Source organism: Streptomyces sp. NTD107 (genome assembly GCF_059510435.1).
In genome coordinates this window covers 670,893-689,989 of record NZ_JCAJZV010000001.1, presented here as the reverse complement: position 1 = coordinate 689,989, position 19,097 = coordinate 670,893, and the positions used below count along the sequence as shown (strand labels likewise).

Below are 19,097 nucleotides of genomic sequence, written 5' to 3'. Positions count from 1 at the left end.
CGCCACCGGGGCACCCACCCCATTGTCATCCGACCGGAAGCCGAGAACCCCCCTGTGAACCGCACCGCGCGTCATCGTCTTGCCTCCGCCGTCACCGTCACGGCCATCGCCGCCGCGCTCCTGAGCGCCGCGCCCGCCGCCCAGGCCGACGACGAGTTCGACCTCTCCAACCCGACGGCCTTCGCCCTCGCCGCCCCCGACTACTCCTGCGGGACGATCCTGGCCTCGGACTCCACCATCGCGAGCCGGCTCAGCGGCAGCCTGACCGGAACCCTGCGCAACTACCTGACGGCGTACCGGGTGTCCTGTGCCCGGGCGATCGTCAAGGCCGTCCAGGACCGCGGCCTTCCGCAGCGCGCCGCCGTGCTCGCCGTGACCACCTCGATCGTCGAGACCACCCTGCGCAACAACCCCAACATGGAGGACCACGACAGCGTGGGTCTGTTCCAGCAGCGGGCCAGCTGGGGTTCCTTCGACCAGCGCATGAACCCGACCTGGGCGACCAACGCCTTCCTCAACGCGCTGCTCAATGTCTCGAACTGGCAGACCCGGCCGATCGGCGAGGTCTGCCAGGCGGTCCAGCGATCCGCCTACCCGGACCGGTACCAGGTCCAGGCCGCCGACGGCCAGCGGATCGTGGACGCGCTGTGGGTCACCCCTCCCGTCGACCCGGGTCCGGACAATGTCGGGATCTACCGGCCCTCCACCAGCACCTTCCACCTGCGCAACGACGACGGCAGCCTCAAGACGATCAAGTGGGGCACCACCGGCGACATCCCGGTGTCGGGCAACTGGGACGGCGGCCACCTGGAGAACGTCGGCATCTACCGCCCCTCCACCAGCACCTTCCACCTGCGCAAGGACGACGGCGGCCTGATCGAACTCAAGTACGGCACCACCGGCGACATCCCCGTCTCGGCCAACTGGGACGGCGGGCACGCCGGCAACGTCGGCATCTACCGGCCCTCCACCGGAGAGTTCCACCTCCGCATGGACGACGGCAAGACCACCGTCATCAAGTACGGCACCACCGGCGACGTGCCGATCTCCGGGAACTGGGACGGCGGCCACGCCGACAACGTCGGCATCTACCGGCCCTCCACCAGCGAGTTCCACCTCCGCATGGACGACGGCAAGACCACCGTCATCAAGTACGGCACCACCGGCGACCGCCCCGTCTCCGCCAACTGGGACGGCGGCCACGCCGGCAACATCGGCATCTACCGCCCCTCCACCAGCGAGTTCCACCTCCGACTCGACGACGGCAAGACCAAGGTCATCAAGTGGGGCACCACCGGCGACATCCCCGTCGCCGGCAACTGGGACGCCAAGGGCTGATCTCAGCGGCCGGATCCACCACCATCGTTCGGCGTGCCACTCACCGGCACGCCGAACGTGGCCAGTTGGGCGGCGGCGGCCACCACCGCGGGCAGCTCCCAGACCGCCGCGACCTGTTCGAACCAGCGGATCTCGGCGTCCAGGTCCAGCGGGTCCCGGACCTCCGGCCGGCCGCCGTGCACCGCCTCCCGACCCGCCAGTTGAGCCGCGAGGGCGTACCGCAGCAGCACCGCCTCGACGGCCGGGGCCAGTCGGGCGCCGTCGATGCCGGCCGCCCGCAACGCGGCCTCGGCGGCGGGCGGATGGCCGGCGCCGAGGTGCGCCTCCACCGCGAGCGCGCTGTCGCGGATCTCGATCACATACCGGTACAGCCGAAGCCGGGGGTTCTTGCGCCGCAGTTCCTGCGGCAGCGGCAGCACCACTCCCGGCATCGCGGCCTGCAATCGCCGCCACAGCGGGGCGATCCGGTCGGCCTGCCGGACGGCCGCCCGCTTGCGCCGGTAGTCGGCGAGCGCCGGCCAGGTGACGCCGAGCGCGAAGAGCAGCAGGGTGAGCGCCAGCAACACCTGGGTGGTGCCGGCGACGACGGCCGAGGTCGGCAGGGACATCCGGGCGTAATGCGCGGTCACATAGGCGAAGCGATGGAGCAGATAGGCCGCGCCGAGCAGGGTGGCGGTCCGCATCAGCCACAGCGAGGTGCGGACCGGGCCCGGCATGGCGCACTTCCGGTCGATCCAGCAGATGCGCGCCGCCGCCGCCAGACCGAGCGCGGTGTATCCGGTCAGCAAGGCCCAGTAGAGGTATCCCGCCACCGAGCTCTGGCTGTAGGTCAGCAGATCGATGTCGCCGTGCGGTCGGGGCATCACCGCGAACGCGGCGGCGACGGCGGCCGATCCGGCCGCCAGCGCGGCCAGGTTCCACCGCGACAGCCGCCCGTCCGCCCGCCCCGTCATCTCCCGGACGAATTCCACCACGGCCGTCGTGCCGGCCATCCCCAGCAGATGCACCGGCAGATTGGTGACGCTGTTCACGCCGATCAGCGCGTCGACCACCCGCCGCACCGCCGGGGTGCCCAGCGTGACCGAGACCGTGAAGCAGGCCCACACCACCAGCAGCATCCGGTTGCGGCGCGGCGCGGACCGCCATCTGCCCAGCCCGTACGGGGCGAGGAACCACAGCAGCGGCAGCACGGCCATCTCGTACAGCCTCATACGGCCTCGATCGGCCCCTTCCACTCGTAGGCGTCGGCGAAGGTGCACATCACCAGGGAGAGGGTGTCGGCCGACTGGTGGGAGGAACCCGGCCGGATGACCGGGTGGCTGTCGAAGTGCTGCCACATCAAGGAGGCCAGCAGTTCGGCCTCCTGTTCCTGGTCCGTGGTGCTCCGGGTGCGGTCACGGGCCAGCAGCCGGGCGGCCATCGCAGGGTCGAGGTCGGGGAAGAGCCGGCCCAGGCTCGCGTGGTCCGGTTCGCCGTCCTGGCGGTGTTCCAGCAGGATGTGGGCCAGCTCGTGCAGCACGATGTGCGCCTGGTGGACAGGGCTGGTCACCACCGAGTAGTACACGTGATCGGCGTCGCCGAGGGCGATCCACACCCCGCAGATCCCCGATCCGGCGGCGTCGGTCCTGGGCAGCGGAATCAGCCGCAGCGGCCGTCCGCGCCGCCGGGCCACGGACTCGGCCAGGGCCTCGATCGTGAACGGCCCGGGGACGGCCAGCCGACCGATCAGATCGTCACAGCGAGCCTTGAACCGGCGCCACTCCCGGCCCTCCATACGCGCTCCCGTATCAGCAACAGTTCCCCCGTCACCGAGCGGATCTTAAACGAGCGGCCCGGTGGGGTCCGTCGCCCCGGTCCCCTTGCCACCCGTCTCGGCCTCGGCCCCGGCCCCGGCCCCGGCCCCGGCCTCCAGCGCGCCGCTGCGTTCGACCAGAGAGCGGACCGCGTCGACGCCGTGCGCCGACATCGTCGCCACGGCGGCGGCCCGCAGCGCCACCGACCGTACGTCGTTGGCCCGCATCGCCGCGATCAGCGCCAGCTGTGCGGCGACCCGGTCCGCCACCTCGTCGTCGATGAAGTACGCCTGCGGGACGCCGAAGAAGTCCCCCAGTGCGCGCAGGGTCCCCACCGTGGGGTTTCCGGCCCGCCCCTTGAGCAGCGTCCACAGCCGCCCGACCGAGATCTTGGAATCCCTCGGCCCCGCCGAGTCGCGGATGCCGTCCACCACCTCGTTCAAGGTGTACCGGCGCCCCAGCGGTTGCACGTACGTGAACAGGAACTCGATCCGCTGCCCCAGCCGCTCCCCCTCCGGGTCGGACGGCCGCTCCTCCGTCTCCGGCTCCGCCTCGTCCTCGCCACTGTGCCCACGCATGTCCATCACCCCTCCACCCGCCGCCGCTCGCCGGTCGACCCAGTATCGGACACGATCGCGCCCGCCGATTCCGGCCACGGCGGGCCGGGGCCGGATCAGGGGCGCTCGGGGAGGAGTTCGGTGAGCAGGAGGCGGATGCGGCGCTCGATCTCGTCGCGGATCGGGCGGACCGCCTCGATGTCCTGACCGGCCGGGTCCTCCAGCGTCCAGTCGAGGTACCGCTTGCCGGGAAAGACGGGACAGGCGTCGCCGCAGCCCATGGTGATCACCACGTCGGACGCCCGCACGGCGTCGACGGTCAGCACCTTCGGTGTCTCGGCGGACATGTCGATGCCGCGCTCCGCCATCGCCCGCACGGCGACCGGGTGCACGGCGTCGGCCGGTACCGACCCGGCGGAGCGGGCCTCGACCCGGCCCCGGGAGAGGTGGGTGAGGAACGCGGCTCCCATCTGCGAGCGGCCCGCGTTGTGGACGCACACGAACAGGACGGACGGCTTGGGCTCAGACACGGGCGGACCCTTCGGGAAAGAAACGGCGGGCGGACAGGGCGACATGGACCAGGCCCAGGAGGACCGGGACCTCGATGAGCGGGCCGACCACTCCGGCCAGGGCCTGCCCCGAGGTGGCGCCGAAGGTCGCGATGGCCACCGCGATGGCGAGTTCGAAGTTGTTGCCGGCGGCGGTGAACGCCAGTGTTGTCGCCCTCGGGTGATCGAGGCCGACCGCGCGGCCCACGGCCAGGGAGCCGGCCCACATCACCACGAAGTACACCAGCAGCGGCAGGGCGATCCGGGCGACGTCCAGGGGCTTGGCGGTGATGGCGTCGCCCTGGAGGGCGAAGAGGACCACGATGGTGAACAGCAGCCCGTACAGGGCGAACGGGCCGATGCGCGGGATCAGCCGGGTCTCGTACCAGGCACGGCCCTTGGCCCGCTCGCCGATGCGGCGGGTGAGGTACCCGGCGAGCAGGGGGATGCCCAGGAAGATGAGCACGGAGCGGGCGATCTCCCACAACGACACGTCCAGGGTGGCCTGTTCCAGGCCGAGCCGGCCGGGCAGCACGCTGAGGTAGAACCAGGCCAGGGCGGCGAACGCGATCACCTGGAACGCCGAGTTCAGCGCGACCAGGACGGCGGCGGCCTCGCGGTCGCCGCCGGCGAGGTCGTTCCAGATGATGACCATCGCGATGCAGCGGGCGAGACCGACGATGATCAGCCCGGTGCGGTACTCGGGCAGGTCCGGCAGGAAGATCCAGGCCAGCGCGAACATCAGCGCGGGACCGGCGATCCAGTTCAGGGCCAGGGAGGGGATGAGCAGGCGCCGGTCGCGGGTGACGGTGTCCAGGCGGTCGTAGCGGACCTTGGCCAGTACCGGGTACATCATCACGAGCAGGCCGAGCGCGATCGGCAGGGAGACCCCGGTGACGGTGATCTCGGCGAGCGTGTCCCCCACCCCGGGGAGGAGCCGGCCCAGGCCGAGGCCGGCGGCCATCGCGAGCAGGATCCACAGGGCGAGGAGCCGGTCCGGGAGGGGCAGTCGCCCCGGCGCCACGGTGACGGCGGTGTCGGTGCTCACCGGGCCGGGCCGGCGGGGCGGGTGAGAACCGTGGCCAGGCGGTCGGTCATCTGTGGCAGCAGGCGGTAGTACACCCATGTGCCGCGCCGTTCGGAGTCGATGAGACCGGCCTGCTTCAGCAGCTTGAGGTGGTGGGAGATGGTCGGCTGCGACAGCTCGAACGCCGGGGTGAGGTCGCAGACGCAGACCTCACCGCCGTCCCGCGAGGCGATCATGGACAGCAGCCGCAGCCGCACGGGGTCGCCGAGCGCCTTGAACACCCTGGCCAGCTCGGCGGCCTGCGCCTCGTCCAACGGGGCGGTCAGCAGGGCGGGACAGCATCCGTCGTCGCCGCCGGCGGCGCCGTCGCCCTGGCCGAGCACCACAAGCTCTTGTTTCGACATGCTTCTATGTTGACGTTTTTCGATCCAAGGCGCAACCTTGAATCGACAGACATCAATGCAAGAAGATCGGGGAGACCGTCATGTCCCGTGCCCAGCTCGCGCTCAACGTCGCCGACCTCGAAGCCTCCATCGCCTTCTACACCAAGCTGTTCGGCGTCGAGCCGGCCAAGCGGCGCCCCGGCTACGCGAACTTCGCCATCACCACCCCGCCGCTCAAGCTCGTTCTCATCGAGGGGGAGCCGGGCCAACACACCCGCCTGGACCACCTCGGCGTCGAGGTCGACACCACCGAAGAGGTCACCGCCGCCACCCACCGGCTCCGCGACGCCGGGCTCGCGACGTTCGAGGAGAACGACACCTCCTGCTGCTACGCCCTCCAGGACAAGGTGTGGGTCCACGGCCCCGGCCAGGAGCCGTGGGAGGTCTACGTCGTCAAGGCCGACGCCGACCGGATGGGCAAGAGCCCCGCACCGGCCGCCGAGGGCTGTGCCTGCGGCGGTTGACGCGGCCGTCACGCCGCCGGGGATTCCCCCGGCGGCGCCGGGGGTTCACCGAAGCGGGCCAGGGCCAGGGCACCCGCGACGGCGACGGCGAAGCCCGCGATCGCCAGCGGGGCCAGCCCCTCGCGGGTGCGGTCGCCGAGCCAGACGACCCCGATCAGGGCCGGGCCGATGGTCTCGCCGATGACCATGCCGCCGGTCGCGGCGGTCACCGAGCCGCGGTGCAGGGCCGAGGTCAGCAGCAGGAACGCCGCCCCGCCGCCCAGCAGCAGCGCGTACAGCGCCGGGTTGGTGACCAGACCCGCGAGCGCGACCGAGTCGATGAGCCGCACCGAGACCTCCACCACACCGAACCCGAAGCCGGAGCCCAGGCCCAGTGCCAGGGCCCGCGGTTTCCCCCGCAGACGTCCCGCCGCCGCACCGACGGCGAGAACCCCGGCCGCCGCGCCGAGCATCGACCAGCGCAGCGCGTCCGACCCCACTTCGTCGCCCTCCGCACCGGAGGCCGGCCCCAGCAGCGCCAGCCCGGCGCAGACCGCGGCAACCGCCCCCCACTCGGCACGCCCCAGCCGCACCGGCAGCAGCCGCGCCGCGACCACCGCCGTCACCGCGAGGCTCGCCGCGAGCGCCGCCCCCACCGCGTAGATCGGCAGCGTGCGCAGCGCCACGATCTGGAGGACGAAGCCCGTGCCGTCCAGCGACAACCCCAGCAGATAGCGCCACTGGCGCAGCGCCCGCAGCAGCAGGGCCGCGTCCACGCCCGAGCCGGTGCCGGGGACGGCACCACGGGCGGCCATGGCTTGGAGGACGGAAGCCGTGCCGTAGCAGACGGCGCAGCCGAGCGCGCAGATCATCCCGAGGACCACGACAGGGACTCTAGGCAGGAAAGGCCCGCGATCCGGGGAGCGGAGAGCGACGGGTCGACAGGGCTACCGCCGGGGCGGTGACCCGGGGCAGGGTGGGGCCCATGAGCGACGTTGCCCTCTATTTCCCGTACGTCAATCTGCCCGACGATGCCTGGGTCAAGGCCGCCGCGCTGCACTGGCCGCAGCTGGGACGCATCCACCCGTACGACTACACCGACCTGCGCGACTCCGACACCGTCGGACGGCTGCGGGACGAGCTCGGCTTCATCGTGGAGGTGCGGCCGGGTCGGGGAGGCCACCCCCACGGCACGCTGGTGGACGAACAGATGCTGGCCCGCGCGGATCCGGAACGCGCTTTCCGGCTCCGGCATCTGGAGACCGAGGACCAGGCGCAGCTGCTGTTTCTCGATTTCCTCGACCGGCATCAGGAGGAACTCGTACCCCGGTACGGGGCCCCGGCGCTCGGCTATGAACCCCCCCGTGGGTACGGCGTGCACGAGGGTCGGCCGCCGCTGGATGCCCGGTTGGAGAAAGTGCATCCGGCCAAGGTGTCCTACGCGTTGCGGGACCGGCTCCAGCGGGCCGGATTGCTGATGCATCGGGAATACCGCTGGCGCCGGGCGTCGGACGGTGCGGTGCGCCACGATGCCGACTTCCTGATGCACCGCAGGCTGGCGCGGGTGTATCTGGCGGTCCTCGCGAACGCTGTCGCGCGGGAGAACGGGATGACCCCGATCACCGATCAGCCGCCCATGTGCTCCGTCGCGTCGGGGTGGACGGTCGAGGCCATGGCCCGGATCCTGCTCGCCGACGACGAGGAGAGCGCGGCGGCGCCGGAGGATCCCACGGACCACAGCCAGGTGTTCGCGGTGCTGGCCCTCCAGACGGTGCTGCCCCGGAATCTGGCGCGGCTGCCGGTCGAGCGGATCATCGAGGCCCGCCGAAGACTGCTGCCGGAACTCATGACGTACCGCGCCTTCCTCGACTCGCTCACCCCGGACTTCGTCGAGATCAGTCAGGTGCCGGACCCCGAGGTACGGGCGGCCAGGCTGCGCAACCATGTCGAGCGGCATGTCGCGCAGCCCATCGCGCGGATGGAGCGTGAGCTGGGCCGGCTCGGTCTGGAGCCCGTGCGGGCCGTCCTGAGTCTTCAGACCCTCGCTCCGCCGGCGGCGCTCGGGGTGCTGGCCGGCTCGGTGCAGCTGCCCTCCGTCGTCACCGGTGCGGGGGTGGTCGCGGGGTGTCTCGTCGGGGCGTCGAGCAGCGCGCTCGGCCGGCGGAGGCAGATCGTCGCCGGCCACCCGGCCGGCTATCTGCTGAATCTCCGCCACGAACTCGGCCCCTCGGACACCGTCGCGCGGATCCGCTCCGCCATCCGCCGGGCCGACCCCGGGCGGCGTCGCCGGCCCGCCTGAGCGGCGGGCAGGGCGAGCGGGAGGCCGCGGCCGGAGGCGGCGCCGGTGCGACACGCGACCGATCGGGTGCTTCGGGGGGTGAGCGGGCCGGGACCCCATGATCGTGACGGGTTGTCCGACACCGGGTGCCGTGGGAAGGAGCGCTGTGCTGACGCTGCTGGGCCTGCATGCGCTGGTGGCCCTGGTGCTGCCGCTGCTGGCGGGACGGCACCGGGGCGCCGCCTGGCTGCTGGCGGTGCTGGTGCCGCTGGCGGCGGTGGTGTGGGCGGCGCTGTGGAGCGGCCGGGTGCTGGACGGGGAGGTGCCGCAGGAGACCCTGTCGTGGGCCACTGGACTGAATCTTGAGCTGGTGCTGCGCCTGGACAGCCTCTCGCTGCTGATGGTGTTCGTGATCAGTGGGGTGGGGGCGCTGGTCCTGGTGTACGGCTCGGGGTACTTCGCCGCCGGGGGCCGGGAGGCCGGGCTGCTGGTGGGGTTCGCCGGGGCGATGTTCGGGCTGGTGACGGCCGATCATCTGATCGCCCTGTACATCTTCTGGGAGCTCACCTCGGTGATCTCGTTCCTGCTGATCGCGGGCCGGGGCCAGGGGGTGGCGAACCGTAAGGCGGCCGAGCAGGCGCTGCTGACGACGGCGGGCGGCGGGCTGGCGATGCTGTTCGGCTTCATCCTGCTGGGCCGGGCGGCGGGCACGTACCGCATCTCGCAGCTCGTCGCCGATCCGCCGCCCCCGTCCGGCGCCCTGACGGTGGCCGTGGTGCTGGTGCTGTGCGGGGCGTTCGCGAAGTCGGCGCAGCTGCCGCTGTCGGCCTGGCTGCCGGCGGCCATGGTGGCGCCGACCCCGATCAGTGCTTATCTGCACGCGGCGGCGATGGTCAAGGCCGGGGTGTATCTGGTGGCCCGGCTCACCCCGGCGCTGTTCGAGGTGCAGCCCTGGCAGCCGGCGGTGCTGGCGATCGGTCTGCTGACGATGGTGCTGGGCGCGTGGCGGGCGATGCGGCAGACCGATCTGAAGCTGCTGCTGGCCTATGGGACGGTCAGTGAGCTGGGGATGCTGACGGCGCTGCTGGGCGCGGGCGGGCAGACGGCGATGCTGGCGGGTGAGGAGATGCTGCTGGCGCACGCCTGTTTCAAGTCGGCGCTGTTTTTGACGGTGGGGGTGCTGGAGCGGGCGGCGGGCACCCGGGAGCTGCACCGGCTGTCGGGGGTGGGCCGGGGGCTGCCGGTGGTGTGCGGCGCGGCGGTGCTGTCGGTGGCGTCGATGGCGGGGCTGCCGCCGCTGGTGGGCTATCTCGGCAAGGAGGCGGCGTACGAGGCGCTGTGGCATGCGGAGTTCGCGGGCCGTGGGTGGGCGGTGGCCGGGCTGGCGCTGGGGTCGGCGCTGACGGTGGCGTACTGCGCGCGGTTTGTGTGGGGCGCGTTCGCCGTCAAGCCGGGGGTGCCGCGTACGGCGCTGGGCCGGGTGCCGGTGGTGCTGGTGCTGCCGGTGTGCGTGCTGGCGGCGGCCTCGCTGCTGCTGGGGGTGTGGTTCCGGGTCACCGCCGATCTGACCGTGCCGTACGCGCGTTCCGCGCAGCTGGTGCCGGATCCGGCGGGGCCGTACCACGTGACGCTGTGGCACGGGATCAGCGGTCCGCTGCTGCTGTCGGCGGCGATGGTGGTCACGGGGGTGCTGCTGCATGTGGGGCGGCGCGGGGTGGAGCGGGTGCGGGTCCGGCTGCCGTCGCTGCCGGACGGCCAGCGCGGTTACGACGGCACGGTGGCTGGGCTGGGCCGGCTGGCGGTGTGGTTCACCCGGCACACCCAGGTGGGTTCGCTGCCGGTGTATCTGGCGGTGCTGCTGCTGACGGTGATCGCGGTGCCGGGCACGATGCTGCTGTGGCACCGGCCGCCGCTGCCGGACATGACGGCCTGGCACTCGGCGGTGCAGCTGCCGCTGGCGGCGGTGGTGCTGGCCGCGGCGGTGGCGCTGGTGATCACCGGCCGGCGGCTGACGGCGGTGCTGCTGGTCGGTGCGATCGGGTACGGGGTGGCGGGTCTGTTCCTGGTGCAGGGCGCGCCGGATCTGGCGCTCACCCAGTTCCTGGTGGAGACCTTGACGGTGGTGGCGGTGGTGCTGGTGCTGCGGCGGCTGCCGGCCGACTTCTCGCCGCAGCGCACCGAGCGGCGGACCGTGTGGTTCCGGGTGGTGGTGGCGACGCTGGCCGGGGTGTGTGTCGCGGCGCTCGCGGTGTCGGCGACGGCGGCACGGCGGTCGCTCGATCTGCCGCGCGAGATCCTGGAGCGGGCGCCGGAGACCGGTGCGTACAACGCGGTGAACGCCCTGCTGGTCGACTTCCGCGCGCTGGACACCCTGGGAGAGATCAGCGTGCTGCTGGTGACGGTCATCGGGGCGGCGGCGCTGCTGGGCCGCCGGGGACCGGGGCGCGGCCGGCCGGTGGGCGGCCGGCGGCGGCCGGACGAACGGCTGCGCCGGTCGGCGCGGTTCGGTGAGGCGCACTGGGACGTGCCGCGCGAGATGTGGCTGCCGGAGGCGCTGGATCTTCCGCACCGGGAGCGTTCGCTGCTGCTGGAGGTGGTGGTGCGGGTGCTGTTCCCCGCGGTGCTGGTGCTGTCGGTGTATCTGCTGTTCGCCGGGCACAGCCGGCCGGGCGGCGGGTTCGCCGGCGGGCTGGTGGCCGGTCAGGCGTTCGTGCTGCGCTATCTGGCGGGGCGGTCGGCCGAGGCGGCGTTCCCGCTGCCGGTGACCCCGCGCGCGGTGGCCGGTGCCGGGCTCGTGCTGGCGGCGGTCACCTCCCTCGCACCGCTGGCGGCCGGCGGAACGCCGCTGTCCAGCGCCCAGTTGCACGCCCATGTGCCGGTGCTCGGCTCGCTGCATCTGGCGACCAATGTCTTCTTCGACCTGGGGGTGTATCTGCTGGTGCTGGGCGTGTGCCTGAAGCTGCTGTACGCGCTGGACCGGGTGCGCGACGCCGGCGACACCCTGGCCCCCTACGGGGGTCCCGGCCGGAGGAGGGCGGTGACATGACGACGCTGGACCTGGTGATGGCCGCGGTGGTGGGCGGTCTGTTCGCGACGGGGTTCTTCCTGCTCCTCGACCGGTCCCTGATGCGGATTCTGCTGGGCGTCATCGTGCTGGGGCACGCGGCGAATCTGCTGCTCATGCTGACCGGCGGCGCCCCGGCCGCGCCGCCGGTGACGGGCGGTCACGGGGACGCCGGGCGGCTGGCGGATCCGCTGCCGCAGGCGATGGCGCTGACGGCGATCGTCATCACGTTCGGCATCACGACGCTGCTGCTGGCGCTGGTGCACCGGGCCTGGCAGTTGGACGGGCACGACGAGGTCCGTGACGACGTGGAGGACCGCCGGATCGGTACGGTGCACGACCGCGCGGAGGCCCGAGCCGCCGCGGGCTCCGCCGGTGCGGGGGCCGCGCCCGGGGAACGGGGGGAGCGGCCGTGACGGCCTGGCTGCTGGTGGCGCCGGTGCTGCTGCCCGTCCTGGTCGCCGCGCTGTCGTTCGCGCTGTCGGGAAGCCGGCTCACCCAACAACTCCTCGGGGTGGGCGTGCTGACGCTGACCCTGACCGACGCCGTGGTCCTGCTGGTGCTGGCGCAGCGCGACGGAACCCAGGCCGCCTCGATGGGCGGCTGGCCGGCGCCGCTGGGCATCGCGCTGGTCGCCGACCGGCTCTCGGCGCTGCTGCTGACGGTGTCGCTCGCGGTGGCGCTGGCGGTGCTGGTCTTCGCGATCGGCCAGGGCAACGCGGACTTCGGCCAGTCCTCCCCCATCGCGTTCCATCCCGCTTATCTGCTGCTGACGGCCGGGGTGGGGATGGCGTTCCTGGCCGGCGATCTGTTCAACCTGTTCGTGGCCTTCGAGATGATGCTGACCGCGTCCTATGTGCTGCTGACCCTGGGGGTCGGCTCGGGGCGGATCCGGGCCGGGATGACGTACACCATCACCAGCCTCACCTCCTCGCTGCTGTTCCTCACCGCGATCGCGCTGTGCTACGCGGCGACCGGGACCGTCAATCTGGCCGATCTGAGCGTGCGGATGGGTGCGGCGCCGGAGGGGGTGGCGGCCACCTTGAGTGTGCTGCTGCTGGTGGTGTTCGGCATCAAGGCGGCGATGGTGCCGCTGCACTTCTGGCTGCCGGACAGCTATCCGACCGCCCCGGCGCCCATCACGGCGATCTTCGCGGCGCTGCTGACCAAGGTCGGCATCTACGCGATGGTGCGCACCCAGACCCTCATGTTCCCGCGCGAGGAGGTGTGGGTGCTGCTCGCGGTGGTCGCGGTGCTGACGCTGCTCACCGGGGTGCTCGGCGCCATCGCGCAGGACGACATGAACCGGCTGCTGTCGTTCGTGCTGGTCAGTCACATCGGGTTCATGCTGTTCGGTCTCGCGCTGTCGGATGTCGCCGGGCTGACCGGCACGGTGCTGTACACGGCGCATCACATCGTGGTGCAGGCCGGGCTGTTCCTGGTGTCGGGCATCGTGGTGCGGCTGTCCGGCACGTCGTCGCTGGCCGCGCTGGCGCACCGGGCGCCGCCGCCGCCGGTGGTCGCGGGGCTGTTCATGCTGCCGGCGCTGGCGCTGGCGGGTATCCCGCCGACCTCCGGTTTCGTGGCGAAGTTCGTGCTGTTGCAGGCGGGCGGGGCGCGGGGCGGCTGGGCGGTGAGCGCGCTGGTGGCGGCGGCGCTGGTGACCAGTCTGCTGACGCTGTACGCGATGACCCGGGTGTGGCGGGCGGTGTTCTCGGCGGGTCCTGACCGTCCGGTGCCGAGGCGGGAGGCGGGCGGGGTGCTGATGCTGGCGTCGACGGTGGGCATTGTGGCGCTGGGCGTGGCGATCGCGGTCGGCGCGGGCCTGTTGGGCGACATCAGTGAGGCGGCGGCCCGGGATCTGGTGGATCGGGACGGCTATCGGGACGCGGTACTGGGAGGTGGTCCCGGATGAGGGCGGATCCCGGGGACGCGCGGGAGGGCGGGGCGCGCGGCACGCCGCGGCGCGGGGTCCGGCGGCGGCCGTGGCGGCACGTGCCAGCGGTGCTGTGGCTGACACTGCTGTGGGCGGTGCTGTGGGGGAGGTTCGGTGTCCCGACGCTGCTCGCCGGTGTCGTGGTGGCGGTGGGGGTGCGGGCCGCGTTCGCGCTGCCGCCGCGCTCGGCGGGGCGCCGGTGGGCGCTGCCCCGGCTGTCGGGGCTGGCCGGTCTGGTGGCCCTGGCCGGCTATCTGCTGTGGGATCTGGTGGTCTCCTCGGTGCTGGTCGCGCGGCAGGCGGTACGGCGCGGGCCGCCGGCGCCGGCCGGCATCGTCGAGGTGCGGCTGCGGGCCGGCACCGACGCGCAGATCGCGACGATCGCGCTGCTGACCCTGATGGCGCCCGGGTCGCTGGTGCTGGAGGTGGACCGGGAGCGCCGGTTGCTGTACGTGCACGCGCTGCCGCTGCGCGGTGCCGCCGACGCGGCGGGCCGCAGGGCGGCGGTCGCCCGGATCGAGCGGCGGTTGCTGGCGCTGTCCGCCGCCCATGACAAGGAGCGTTCCCCATGACGACGGTGGCCGCGATCGCGCTGGCCCTCATCTGTGCCGCCGCGCTGCTGGTGACGGCGCGTCTGGTGCGCGGTCCGGCCGCGCTGGACCGGATCGTGGCCCTGGACACGCTGGTCACCCTGATCATCTCCGGGACGGTGCTGGGCACGGTGATCCGGGGCGACCGGGTCAGCGGTTATGTGCTGGTGGTGGTGGCACTGCTCGGGTTCATCGGGACGATCGCGGCGGCCCGCCTGGTGGAGCGACGGGAGGACATGCGGTGACCGGGGCGCGGGAGATCGTGGGGTCGGTGCTGATGCTGGGCGGGGCGGTGTTCTCGCTGCTGGCGGGGGTGGGGGTGGTGCGGTTCCCCGACACCCTCGCGCGGCTGCACGCGGCGGCGAAGGCGCAGACGCTGGGGCTGCTGCTGGTGCTGGTGGGTGCGGCGGTGCACCAGGTGGGGCCCAGTGCCCCCTCGCTGCTGCTGATCGGGGTGTTCACGCTGGTCACCGCCCCGGTGACGGGCCATGTGGTGGCGCGGATCGCCTACCGTACGGACGCGGTGGCGCGGGAGCGGCTGACGGTCGACGAACTGGCCGAGCGGCTGGAGCCGCCCCGTCGGTGATCGCCGCGCGGGGTGCGGGTTCAGTGGTGGGGCGGGCCGTTGTCGGGGTGGGTGAGGTGGGCGTGGTCCTCGGCCGATTTGGCCAGCAGTTCCAGCATCGCGGACTCGGCTCGGGCGGGGTCCTTGTCCCGTACGGCGTCGAGTACCGCGCGGTGGCTGGGGACGGGATCGGCGGCGTCGGCGTGCGCGTGGACCCTGTGGTCGCGTTCGCGCAGGCCGGGTTCCAGCAGCAGGTCCATTCTGCGCAGCATCTCGTTGCCGGTGGCGGCGAGCAGCGCCCGGTGGAAGGCCACGTCCGCTTCGGCCGCGTCGGCGTACCGCTGTGCCCTCCCCATGGCGTCGAGGGCGGTGGTGAGGTCGGTGAGGTCGGCGTCGGTGCGGTGCAGGGCCGCGCGGTGTGCGGCGGCGGGTTCGACGATGGAGCGCACATCGGCGAGATCGCGCAGCAGTTGGGTGCCGTCCCCGGTCTCCATGCGCCAGCGGATCACGTCGGCGTCCAGCAGGTTCCAGTGGGTGCGTGCTCGCACGTAGGTGCCGCGTTTCTGCCGGGCGTCGGTCAGTCCCTTGCCGGCCAGCACCTTGAGCGCTTCGCGCAGGACGGTCAGGCTGACGTCCCATTCGGCGCCCAGGGCGCCGATGTCGAGTATCTCGCCCTCGGCGATCTCACCTCCCACGATGCGGGCGCCCAGTCGGTGGACGACCTGTCCGTGCACGCCACGGCCGGAGTAGGACGCCATGCGGTTCTCCTCGGGGTGGAGGTGGGGTGGTGAGCACCGCAGTCTATCGCTGGGCATTATTTATGAATACATCTTGACAGGGGTGCGGGCTGCCCCGACGATGAACCCACTTCCCCGGCCGCCGCCCGCCCCGCAGGAGTTACCGGTCATGCTGACGCTGCACCTCCACGACCGCCCCGGACCGCCGCCGGACCGGCTGCCGATGGGCAGCCGGGCGGGCACCTTGGTGCCGGTGGCGGCCGACAGCCGCAGGCTGCTGCGCGGCGCCGGGCCGTGGCTGCCGGTGATGGGCGAGTTCCACTTCAGCCGTGCTCCCGCCGCCACCTGGCGCGAGGAGTTGCTGAAGATGCGGGCCGGCGGGATCGACATCGTGGCCACGTATCTCTTCTGGAACCAGCACGAGGAGGAGCGCGGCACCCTGCGCTTCGACGGCGACCTCGACCTGCGGCGCTTCCTTGCGTACTGCGCCGAACTCGGGCTGCACGCGGCCGTGCGCATCGGGCCGTGGTCGCACGGCGAATGCCGGGGTGGCGGCTTCCCCGACTGGCTTGCGGACACGGACTGCGTCCCGCGCACCGACGACCCCCGCTATCTCGCGCTCGTCGAGCGCTACTACGCGCGGATCGCCCAGGAGTTGCGCGGGCTGTCCCACGACGACGGCGGCCCGGTGGTGGCCGTCCAGGTGGAGAACGAGCTGTACGACCAGCCGGCCCATCTGCGCACGCTGCGCGCCCTGGCCGAGCGGGTGGGCATCAGCGCGCCGCTGTGGACGGCGACGGCCTGGGGGGCCGCCGACCTTCCCCCGCAGGTGCTGCTTCCGCTGTACGGCGGGTACCCCGAGGCGTTCTGGGAGGACGCCCACCCGGGCTGGGCCCGTGGGATGCGGCGGCACTACTTCTTCACCCCGATCCGCGACGACCACGCGATCGGTGCCGACCTGCGCTCCACCGCCCCGGCCGGCACCGGGCCCGACGACCGGCGCCACCCGTACGCGACCTGTGAGCTGGGCGGCGGCATGGCGATCGCCTACCACCGGCGGCCCCTGGTGCCGGCCGCCGACGTCTCCGCACTGGCGCTGACCAAGCTCGGCTCGGGCTCGGTGTGGCAGGGCTACTACCTGTACCACGGCGGCTCGCAGTGGCAGGGCGGGGCGCTGCCCAATCAGGAGTCGCACGCCACCGGTTACCCCAACGACCTGCCGGTCATCAGTTACGACTTCCAGGCGCCGCTGGGGGAGTACGGGCAGGTCCGGCCGTCCTTCCACGCGCTGCGGTTGCAGCATCTGCTGATCCGGGACAGCGGTAAGGACCTGGCGGACCTGCCGCTGCACCTGCCCGACTCCGGCCCGGCCGGGCTGGACGACGTGACGTCACTGCGCTGGTCGGTGCGCGCCGATGACCGGCGGGGCTTTGTGTTCGTGAACAACCATCAGCCGCACGAGCCGCTGCCGGACCGGCACGGGGTACGTTTCCGGGTGCGGTCCGGCGAGCGGGTGATCACCCTGCCCGCCCAGGAGGTGACGATCCCTTCGGGCGCGCACTTCGTGTGGCCGCTCGGCTATGACGCGGGCCACGGGCTGCGGGTGGAGTGGGCCAGCGCGCAGCCGGTGACCCGGCTCGACCTGGACGGGGTGCCGGTGGCGGTGTTCGCGGCGACCGCGGGCATCACCGCGCAGTTCGCGCTGCCGGCCGGGTGCGAGGTGTCGGGGCCCGTGACCGTGGAGCGCTCGCCGGGATCGGTGGTGGTGAGTGTGCCCGAGCCGGGCCACGGGGCGCTGGTGTCGGTGACCGGCCCGGGCGGGCCGGTCCGGCTGCTGGTGCTCTCCGAGGAGCAGGCCCTGACGGCGCAGCGGGTCCCCGTCGGCGGCACGGACCGGCTGGTGCTGTGCCCGGAGCCGGTGCTGGCCGACGGCGCCGAGCTGCGGCTGCACACCACGCGCCGGGAGGTCCCGCTCGCGGTGCTCACCCCGGACGGCGGGGGGAGCTTCGCCCGGTGGACCCTCACCCCGACCACGGCCGGCGGGGTACGGCCGGCCGTGGTCGAGTGCGTACGGGCCAACGCCGTGGCGCCGCCCGCCCGCACCGGCGGGCCGCACCACCGGGCCTCGGCCCCGCGCGACGCGGACTTCGACGCGGCGGCCGTCCATCGCGTCGACATCCCGGCGGAGGTGCTCGAAGGCGAGGGGGAGGTGCTGCTGCGGCTGTCGTACACCGGTGATGCGGCGCGCGCCTATGTCGGCGGCCGGCTGGTGGCGGATCACTTCTGGTACGGCCCCGACTGGGAGATCGGCCTGCGCCGGTTCGCGGACGGGGTGGTGGCGCACGGCGTCGAACTCCGGGTGCTGCCGGCTCCCCCGGACAGCGCGGTGTACGTCGATCCGTCGGCGCGCGCCGGGCTGGCCGCCGCGCGCGGCCGGGCCTCGGTGGACCGTGCCGAGCTGCTTCCCGTCCACCGGATCACCCTGCCGTTCTCCTGAGAGGTCCCGACCATGCCGATCGCCCGGCCCGATCATCTTCCCGATGCTCTGCGGATCACGCTGTGGGACTTCAGCTGGTACACCCGTACCGGCCCCGGCGAGCCGTTCGCCGATCTGGACCGCGCCTTCGCCGAGGCGGTGGAGCGCGGCTACAACACCGTCCGGATCTGCGCGATGCCGTATCTGCTCTTCGGCTCCGGCCTGGACACCGGCCGGCTGCGTCTGGGGCCGCTGGGTGGCGGGTACGGCCGGCGGGTGCGCTGGTACGACGTGCGCGCCGACACCGAGATCGATGGCCGTGCCCGGCTGCTGGCGCTGTTCGAGGCGGCCAGGCGGCACGACTGTTTTGTCATCCTGTCCAGCTGGGAGTATCAGCAGTCGGCGTCCTTCGCCCGCGATCGCGCCTGGTTCGACGCCTTGATGGCGGTCGACCCCGAGCGGCGCCCGGTGGCCCTGGCCGACGCGCTCGCCGATCTCATCTCCTTCCTGGCCGCCCATGACGGCCTGGACGACCGGATCGCGTTCACCGAGTTGCACAACGAGGTGCAGGCCGGTTTTCTCGCCGACGGCCTGGCGGGTGACCGGGTGGTGGCGCTGCGCCCGCGGCTGGAACGCGGCCTGGCACGCTTCCGGGCCCGGCACCCGGACCGGATGGTGACGGTCAACTACGCGGAGGTGCCGGTCGGATCGCTGCGCGGCGTGCCCCGGGACATCGATGTCGCGGTCTTCCACCCCTATGTCTACGGGGTGCTGAACGAACTGCTGGACGCCTTCGCGCTGCGCGACCCTTCCCGGCCCTTCCCCCAGGAGCGGGCCCGGCGTGAACTCCTGCGGCCGGACGCGCCCGACCTGGAGGAGTGGCAGCCGCCGGCCGGGGAGCGCGGGCGGCTGGCGGCCACGGTGCTGAGCCCCCGGGAGATCTACCTCCACGACTGGTGCGACCCGGCGCGCTGGGACGCCTGGCTGTACGACCGGTACGCCGTCCACCGGGCCGCGATGGAGCAGTTGCTGACCGTCTGGATCGCCGCCGCCGCCGACTGGGCGGCGGCGGCCGGCGTCCCGTTCGTCTTCGGGGAGGGCTGGGTCGGCTACACCCCGCTGTACGGCACGTTCGAGGAGGGCCCGGTGGGCGCGGGCCTGTGCCGGCTGGCGGTGGCCGAGTCGGTGCGGGCCGGGGCGTGGGGGTCGGTGGTGTGCTCCAACGCGGCACCGCAGCACCCGATGTGGGCCGACATCGCGTTGCAGCGGGAGTGCAACGCCCTGCTGTCCTCCTGAGCCGGC

Annotated in this window: 19 protein-coding genes; 11 read left to right on the top strand and 8 right to left on the bottom strand. The window is 72.9% G+C overall.

What is annotated here, in order from left to right; genetic code table 11:
• Positions 1 to 54: 54 nt before the first annotated feature.
• Positions 55 to 1,338: a hypothetical protein gene (locus tag AC5WRL_RS03045; protein ID WP_496086658.1), complete on the top strand. Its 1,284-nt coding sequence runs from the start codon at positions 55 to 57 to the stop codon at positions 1,336 to 1,338.
• A 2-nt stretch (positions 1,339 to 1,340) separates the two neighbouring features.
• Here AC5WRL_RS03045 and AC5WRL_RS03040 read toward each other — a convergent pair whose 3' ends face one another.
• From AC5WRL_RS03040 to AC5WRL_RS03015, 6 genes are all read right to left on the bottom strand, one after another.
• Positions 1,341 to 2,549 (bottom strand): MAB_1171c family putative transporter, encoded by a 1,209-nt coding sequence (locus tag AC5WRL_RS03040; RefSeq protein ID WP_496086657.1) that lies wholly within the window; start codon positions 2,547 to 2,549, stop codon positions 1,341 to 1,343.
• Positions 2,546 to 3,112 (bottom strand): hypothetical protein, encoded by a 567-nt coding sequence (locus AC5WRL_RS03035; protein WP_496086656.1) that lies wholly within the window; start codon positions 3,110 to 3,112, stop codon positions 2,546 to 2,548. Before AC5WRL_RS03035 ends, AC5WRL_RS03040 begins: the two co-directional genes overlap by 4 nt.
• Positions 3,113 to 3,157: 45 nt before the next feature.
• Positions 3,158 to 3,709 carry a hypothetical protein gene (locus AC5WRL_RS03030; protein WP_496086655.1) on the bottom strand — a complete coding sequence of 184 codons (552 nt, stop codon included), beginning with the start codon at positions 3,707 to 3,709 and terminating at the stop codon, positions 3,158 to 3,160.
• A gap of 95 nt (positions 3,710 to 3,804) precedes the next feature.
• Complete coding sequence (locus AC5WRL_RS03025) at positions 3,805 to 4,218, bottom strand: arsenate reductase ArsC (RefSeq protein ID WP_496086654.1); 414 nt, start codon at positions 4,216 to 4,218, stop codon at positions 3,805 to 3,807.
• Complete coding sequence (gene arsB / locus AC5WRL_RS03020) at positions 4,211 to 5,284, bottom strand: ACR3 family arsenite efflux transporter (RefSeq protein ID WP_496086653.1); 1,074 nt, start codon at positions 5,282 to 5,284, stop codon at positions 4,211 to 4,213. Before arsB ends, AC5WRL_RS03025 begins: the two co-directional genes overlap by 8 nt.
• Positions 5,281 to 5,667, bottom strand: coding sequence for an ArsR/SmtB family transcription factor (locus AC5WRL_RS03015; protein ID WP_496086652.1), 387 nt, complete (start codon positions 5,665 to 5,667; stop codon positions 5,281 to 5,283). The genes arsB and AC5WRL_RS03015 overlap by 4 nt, the downstream gene beginning before the upstream one ends.
• Before the next feature lie 80 nt (positions 5,668 to 5,747).
• On the opposite strand from AC5WRL_RS03015, the gene AC5WRL_RS03010 reads away from it, so the two are divergent.
• A complete protein-coding gene (locus AC5WRL_RS03010; RefSeq protein ID WP_496086651.1) occupies positions 5,748 to 6,170 on the top strand; it encodes an ArsI/CadI family heavy metal resistance metalloenzyme in 423 nt (140 codons plus the stop codon).
• An 8-nt stretch (positions 6,171 to 6,178) separates the two neighbouring features.
• On the opposite strand, the gene AC5WRL_RS03005 is transcribed toward AC5WRL_RS03010, so the two are convergent.
• On the bottom strand, positions 6,179 to 7,021 hold the full coding sequence (locus AC5WRL_RS03005) for a hypothetical protein (protein WP_496086801.1): 843 nt from the start codon (positions 7,019 to 7,021) through the stop codon (positions 6,179 to 6,181).
• A gap of 113 nt (positions 7,022 to 7,134) precedes the next feature.
• On the opposite strand from AC5WRL_RS03005, the gene AC5WRL_RS03000 reads away from it, so the two are divergent.
• The 7 genes from AC5WRL_RS03000 to mnhG all read left to right on the top strand — a co-directional run bounded on the left by AC5WRL_RS03000 (position 7,135) and on the right by mnhG (position 14,603).
• Positions 7,135 to 8,448, top strand: coding sequence for a DUF6236 family protein (locus AC5WRL_RS03000; protein ID WP_496086650.1), 1,314 nt, complete (start codon positions 7,135 to 7,137; stop codon positions 8,446 to 8,448).
• A 145-nt stretch (positions 8,449 to 8,593) separates the two neighbouring features.
• Complete coding sequence (locus tag AC5WRL_RS02995) at positions 8,594 to 11,473, top strand: Na+/H+ antiporter subunit A (RefSeq protein ID WP_496086649.1); 2,880 nt, start codon at positions 8,594 to 8,596, stop codon at positions 11,471 to 11,473.
• Positions 11,470 to 11,907, top strand: coding sequence for a Na(+)/H(+) antiporter subunit C (locus AC5WRL_RS02990; RefSeq protein ID WP_496086648.1), 438 nt, complete (start codon positions 11,470 to 11,472; stop codon positions 11,905 to 11,907). Before AC5WRL_RS02995 ends, AC5WRL_RS02990 begins: the two co-directional genes overlap by 4 nt.
• A complete protein-coding gene (locus AC5WRL_RS02985) occupies positions 11,904 to 13,406 on the top strand; it encodes a Na+/H+ antiporter subunit D (RefSeq protein ID WP_496086647.1) in 1,503 nt (500 codons plus the stop codon). Before AC5WRL_RS02990 ends, AC5WRL_RS02985 begins: the two co-directional genes overlap by 4 nt.
• Positions 13,403 to 13,999: a Na+/H+ antiporter subunit E gene (locus tag AC5WRL_RS02980; RefSeq protein WP_496086646.1), complete on the top strand. Its 597-nt coding sequence runs from the start codon at positions 13,403 to 13,405 to the stop codon at positions 13,997 to 13,999. Before AC5WRL_RS02985 ends, AC5WRL_RS02980 begins: the two co-directional genes overlap by 4 nt.
• Positions 13,996 to 14,262 (top strand): MrpF/PhaF family protein, encoded by a 267-nt coding sequence (locus AC5WRL_RS02975; RefSeq protein ID WP_496086645.1) that lies wholly within the window; start codon positions 13,996 to 13,998, stop codon positions 14,260 to 14,262. The genes AC5WRL_RS02980 and AC5WRL_RS02975 overlap by 4 nt, the downstream gene beginning before the upstream one ends.
• Positions 14,259 to 14,603, top strand: a complete 345-nt coding sequence (gene mnhG, locus AC5WRL_RS02970) for a monovalent cation/H(+) antiporter subunit G (RefSeq protein WP_496086644.1) — start codon at positions 14,259 to 14,261, stop codon at positions 14,601 to 14,603. Before AC5WRL_RS02975 ends, mnhG begins: the two co-directional genes overlap by 4 nt.
• 20 nt (positions 14,604 to 14,623) lie before the next feature.
• Here mnhG and AC5WRL_RS02965 read toward each other — a convergent pair whose 3' ends face one another.
• Entirely contained in the window at positions 14,624 to 15,340 is a 717-nt protein-coding gene (locus tag AC5WRL_RS02965) for a FadR/GntR family transcriptional regulator (protein WP_496086643.1), read from the bottom strand.
• Positions 15,341 to 15,488: 148 nt separating this feature from the next.
• On the opposite strand from AC5WRL_RS02965, the gene AC5WRL_RS02960 reads away from it, so the two are divergent.
• Positions 15,489 to 17,816 carry a beta-galactosidase gene (locus AC5WRL_RS02960; protein ID WP_496086642.1) on the top strand — a complete coding sequence of 776 codons (2,328 nt, stop codon included), beginning with the start codon at positions 15,489 to 15,491 and terminating at the stop codon, positions 17,814 to 17,816.
• A gap of 12 nt (positions 17,817 to 17,828) precedes the next feature.
• A complete protein-coding gene (locus AC5WRL_RS02955; RefSeq protein ID WP_496086641.1) occupies positions 17,829 to 19,091 on the top strand; it encodes a cellulase-like family protein in 1,263 nt (420 codons plus the stop codon).
• Positions 19,092 to 19,097 lie beyond the last annotated feature (6 nt).

Coding starts and splice junctions, on each gene's coding strand:
- AC5WRL_RS03040 (WP_496086657.1), bottom strand. CDS start 2,549: ATGAGGCTGTACGAGATGGCCGTGCTGCCGCTGCTGTGGTTCCTCGCC.
- AC5WRL_RS03035 (WP_496086656.1), bottom strand. CDS start 3,112: ATGGAGGGCCGGGAGTGGCGCCGGTTCAAGGCTCGCTGTGACGATCTG.
- AC5WRL_RS03030 (WP_496086655.1), bottom strand. CDS start 3,709: ATGCGTGGGCACAGTGGCGAGGACGAGGCGGAGCCGGAGACGGAGGAG.
- AC5WRL_RS03015 (WP_496086652.1), bottom strand. CDS start 5,667: ATGTCGAAACAAGAGCTTGTGGTGCTCGGCCAGGGCGACGGCGCCGCC.
- AC5WRL_RS03010 (WP_496086651.1), top strand. CDS start 5,748: ATGTCCCGTGCCCAGCTCGCGCTCAACGTCGCCGACCTCGAAGCCTCC.
- AC5WRL_RS03005 (WP_496086801.1), bottom strand. CDS start 7,021: ATGATCTGCGCGCTCGGCTGCGCCGTCTGCTACGGCACGGCTTCCGTC.
- AC5WRL_RS03000 (WP_496086650.1), top strand. CDS start 7,135: ATGAGCGACGTTGCCCTCTATTTCCCGTACGTCAATCTGCCCGACGAT.
- AC5WRL_RS02990 (WP_496086648.1), top strand. CDS start 11,470: ATGACGACGCTGGACCTGGTGATGGCCGCGGTGGTGGGCGGTCTGTTC.
- AC5WRL_RS02980 (WP_496086646.1), top strand. CDS start 13,403: ATGAGGGCGGATCCCGGGGACGCGCGGGAGGGCGGGGCGCGCGGCACG.
- AC5WRL_RS02975 (WP_496086645.1), top strand. CDS start 13,996: ATGACGACGGTGGCCGCGATCGCGCTGGCCCTCATCTGTGCCGCCGCG.
- AC5WRL_RS02965 (WP_496086643.1), bottom strand. CDS start 15,340: ATGGCGTCCTACTCCGGCCGTGGCGTGCACGGACAGGTCGTCCACCGA.
- AC5WRL_RS02960 (WP_496086642.1), top strand. CDS start 15,489: ATGCTGACGCTGCACCTCCACGACCGCCCCGGACCGCCGCCGGACCGG.
- AC5WRL_RS02955 (WP_496086641.1), top strand. CDS start 17,829: ATGCCGATCGCCCGGCCCGATCATCTTCCCGATGCTCTGCGGATCACG.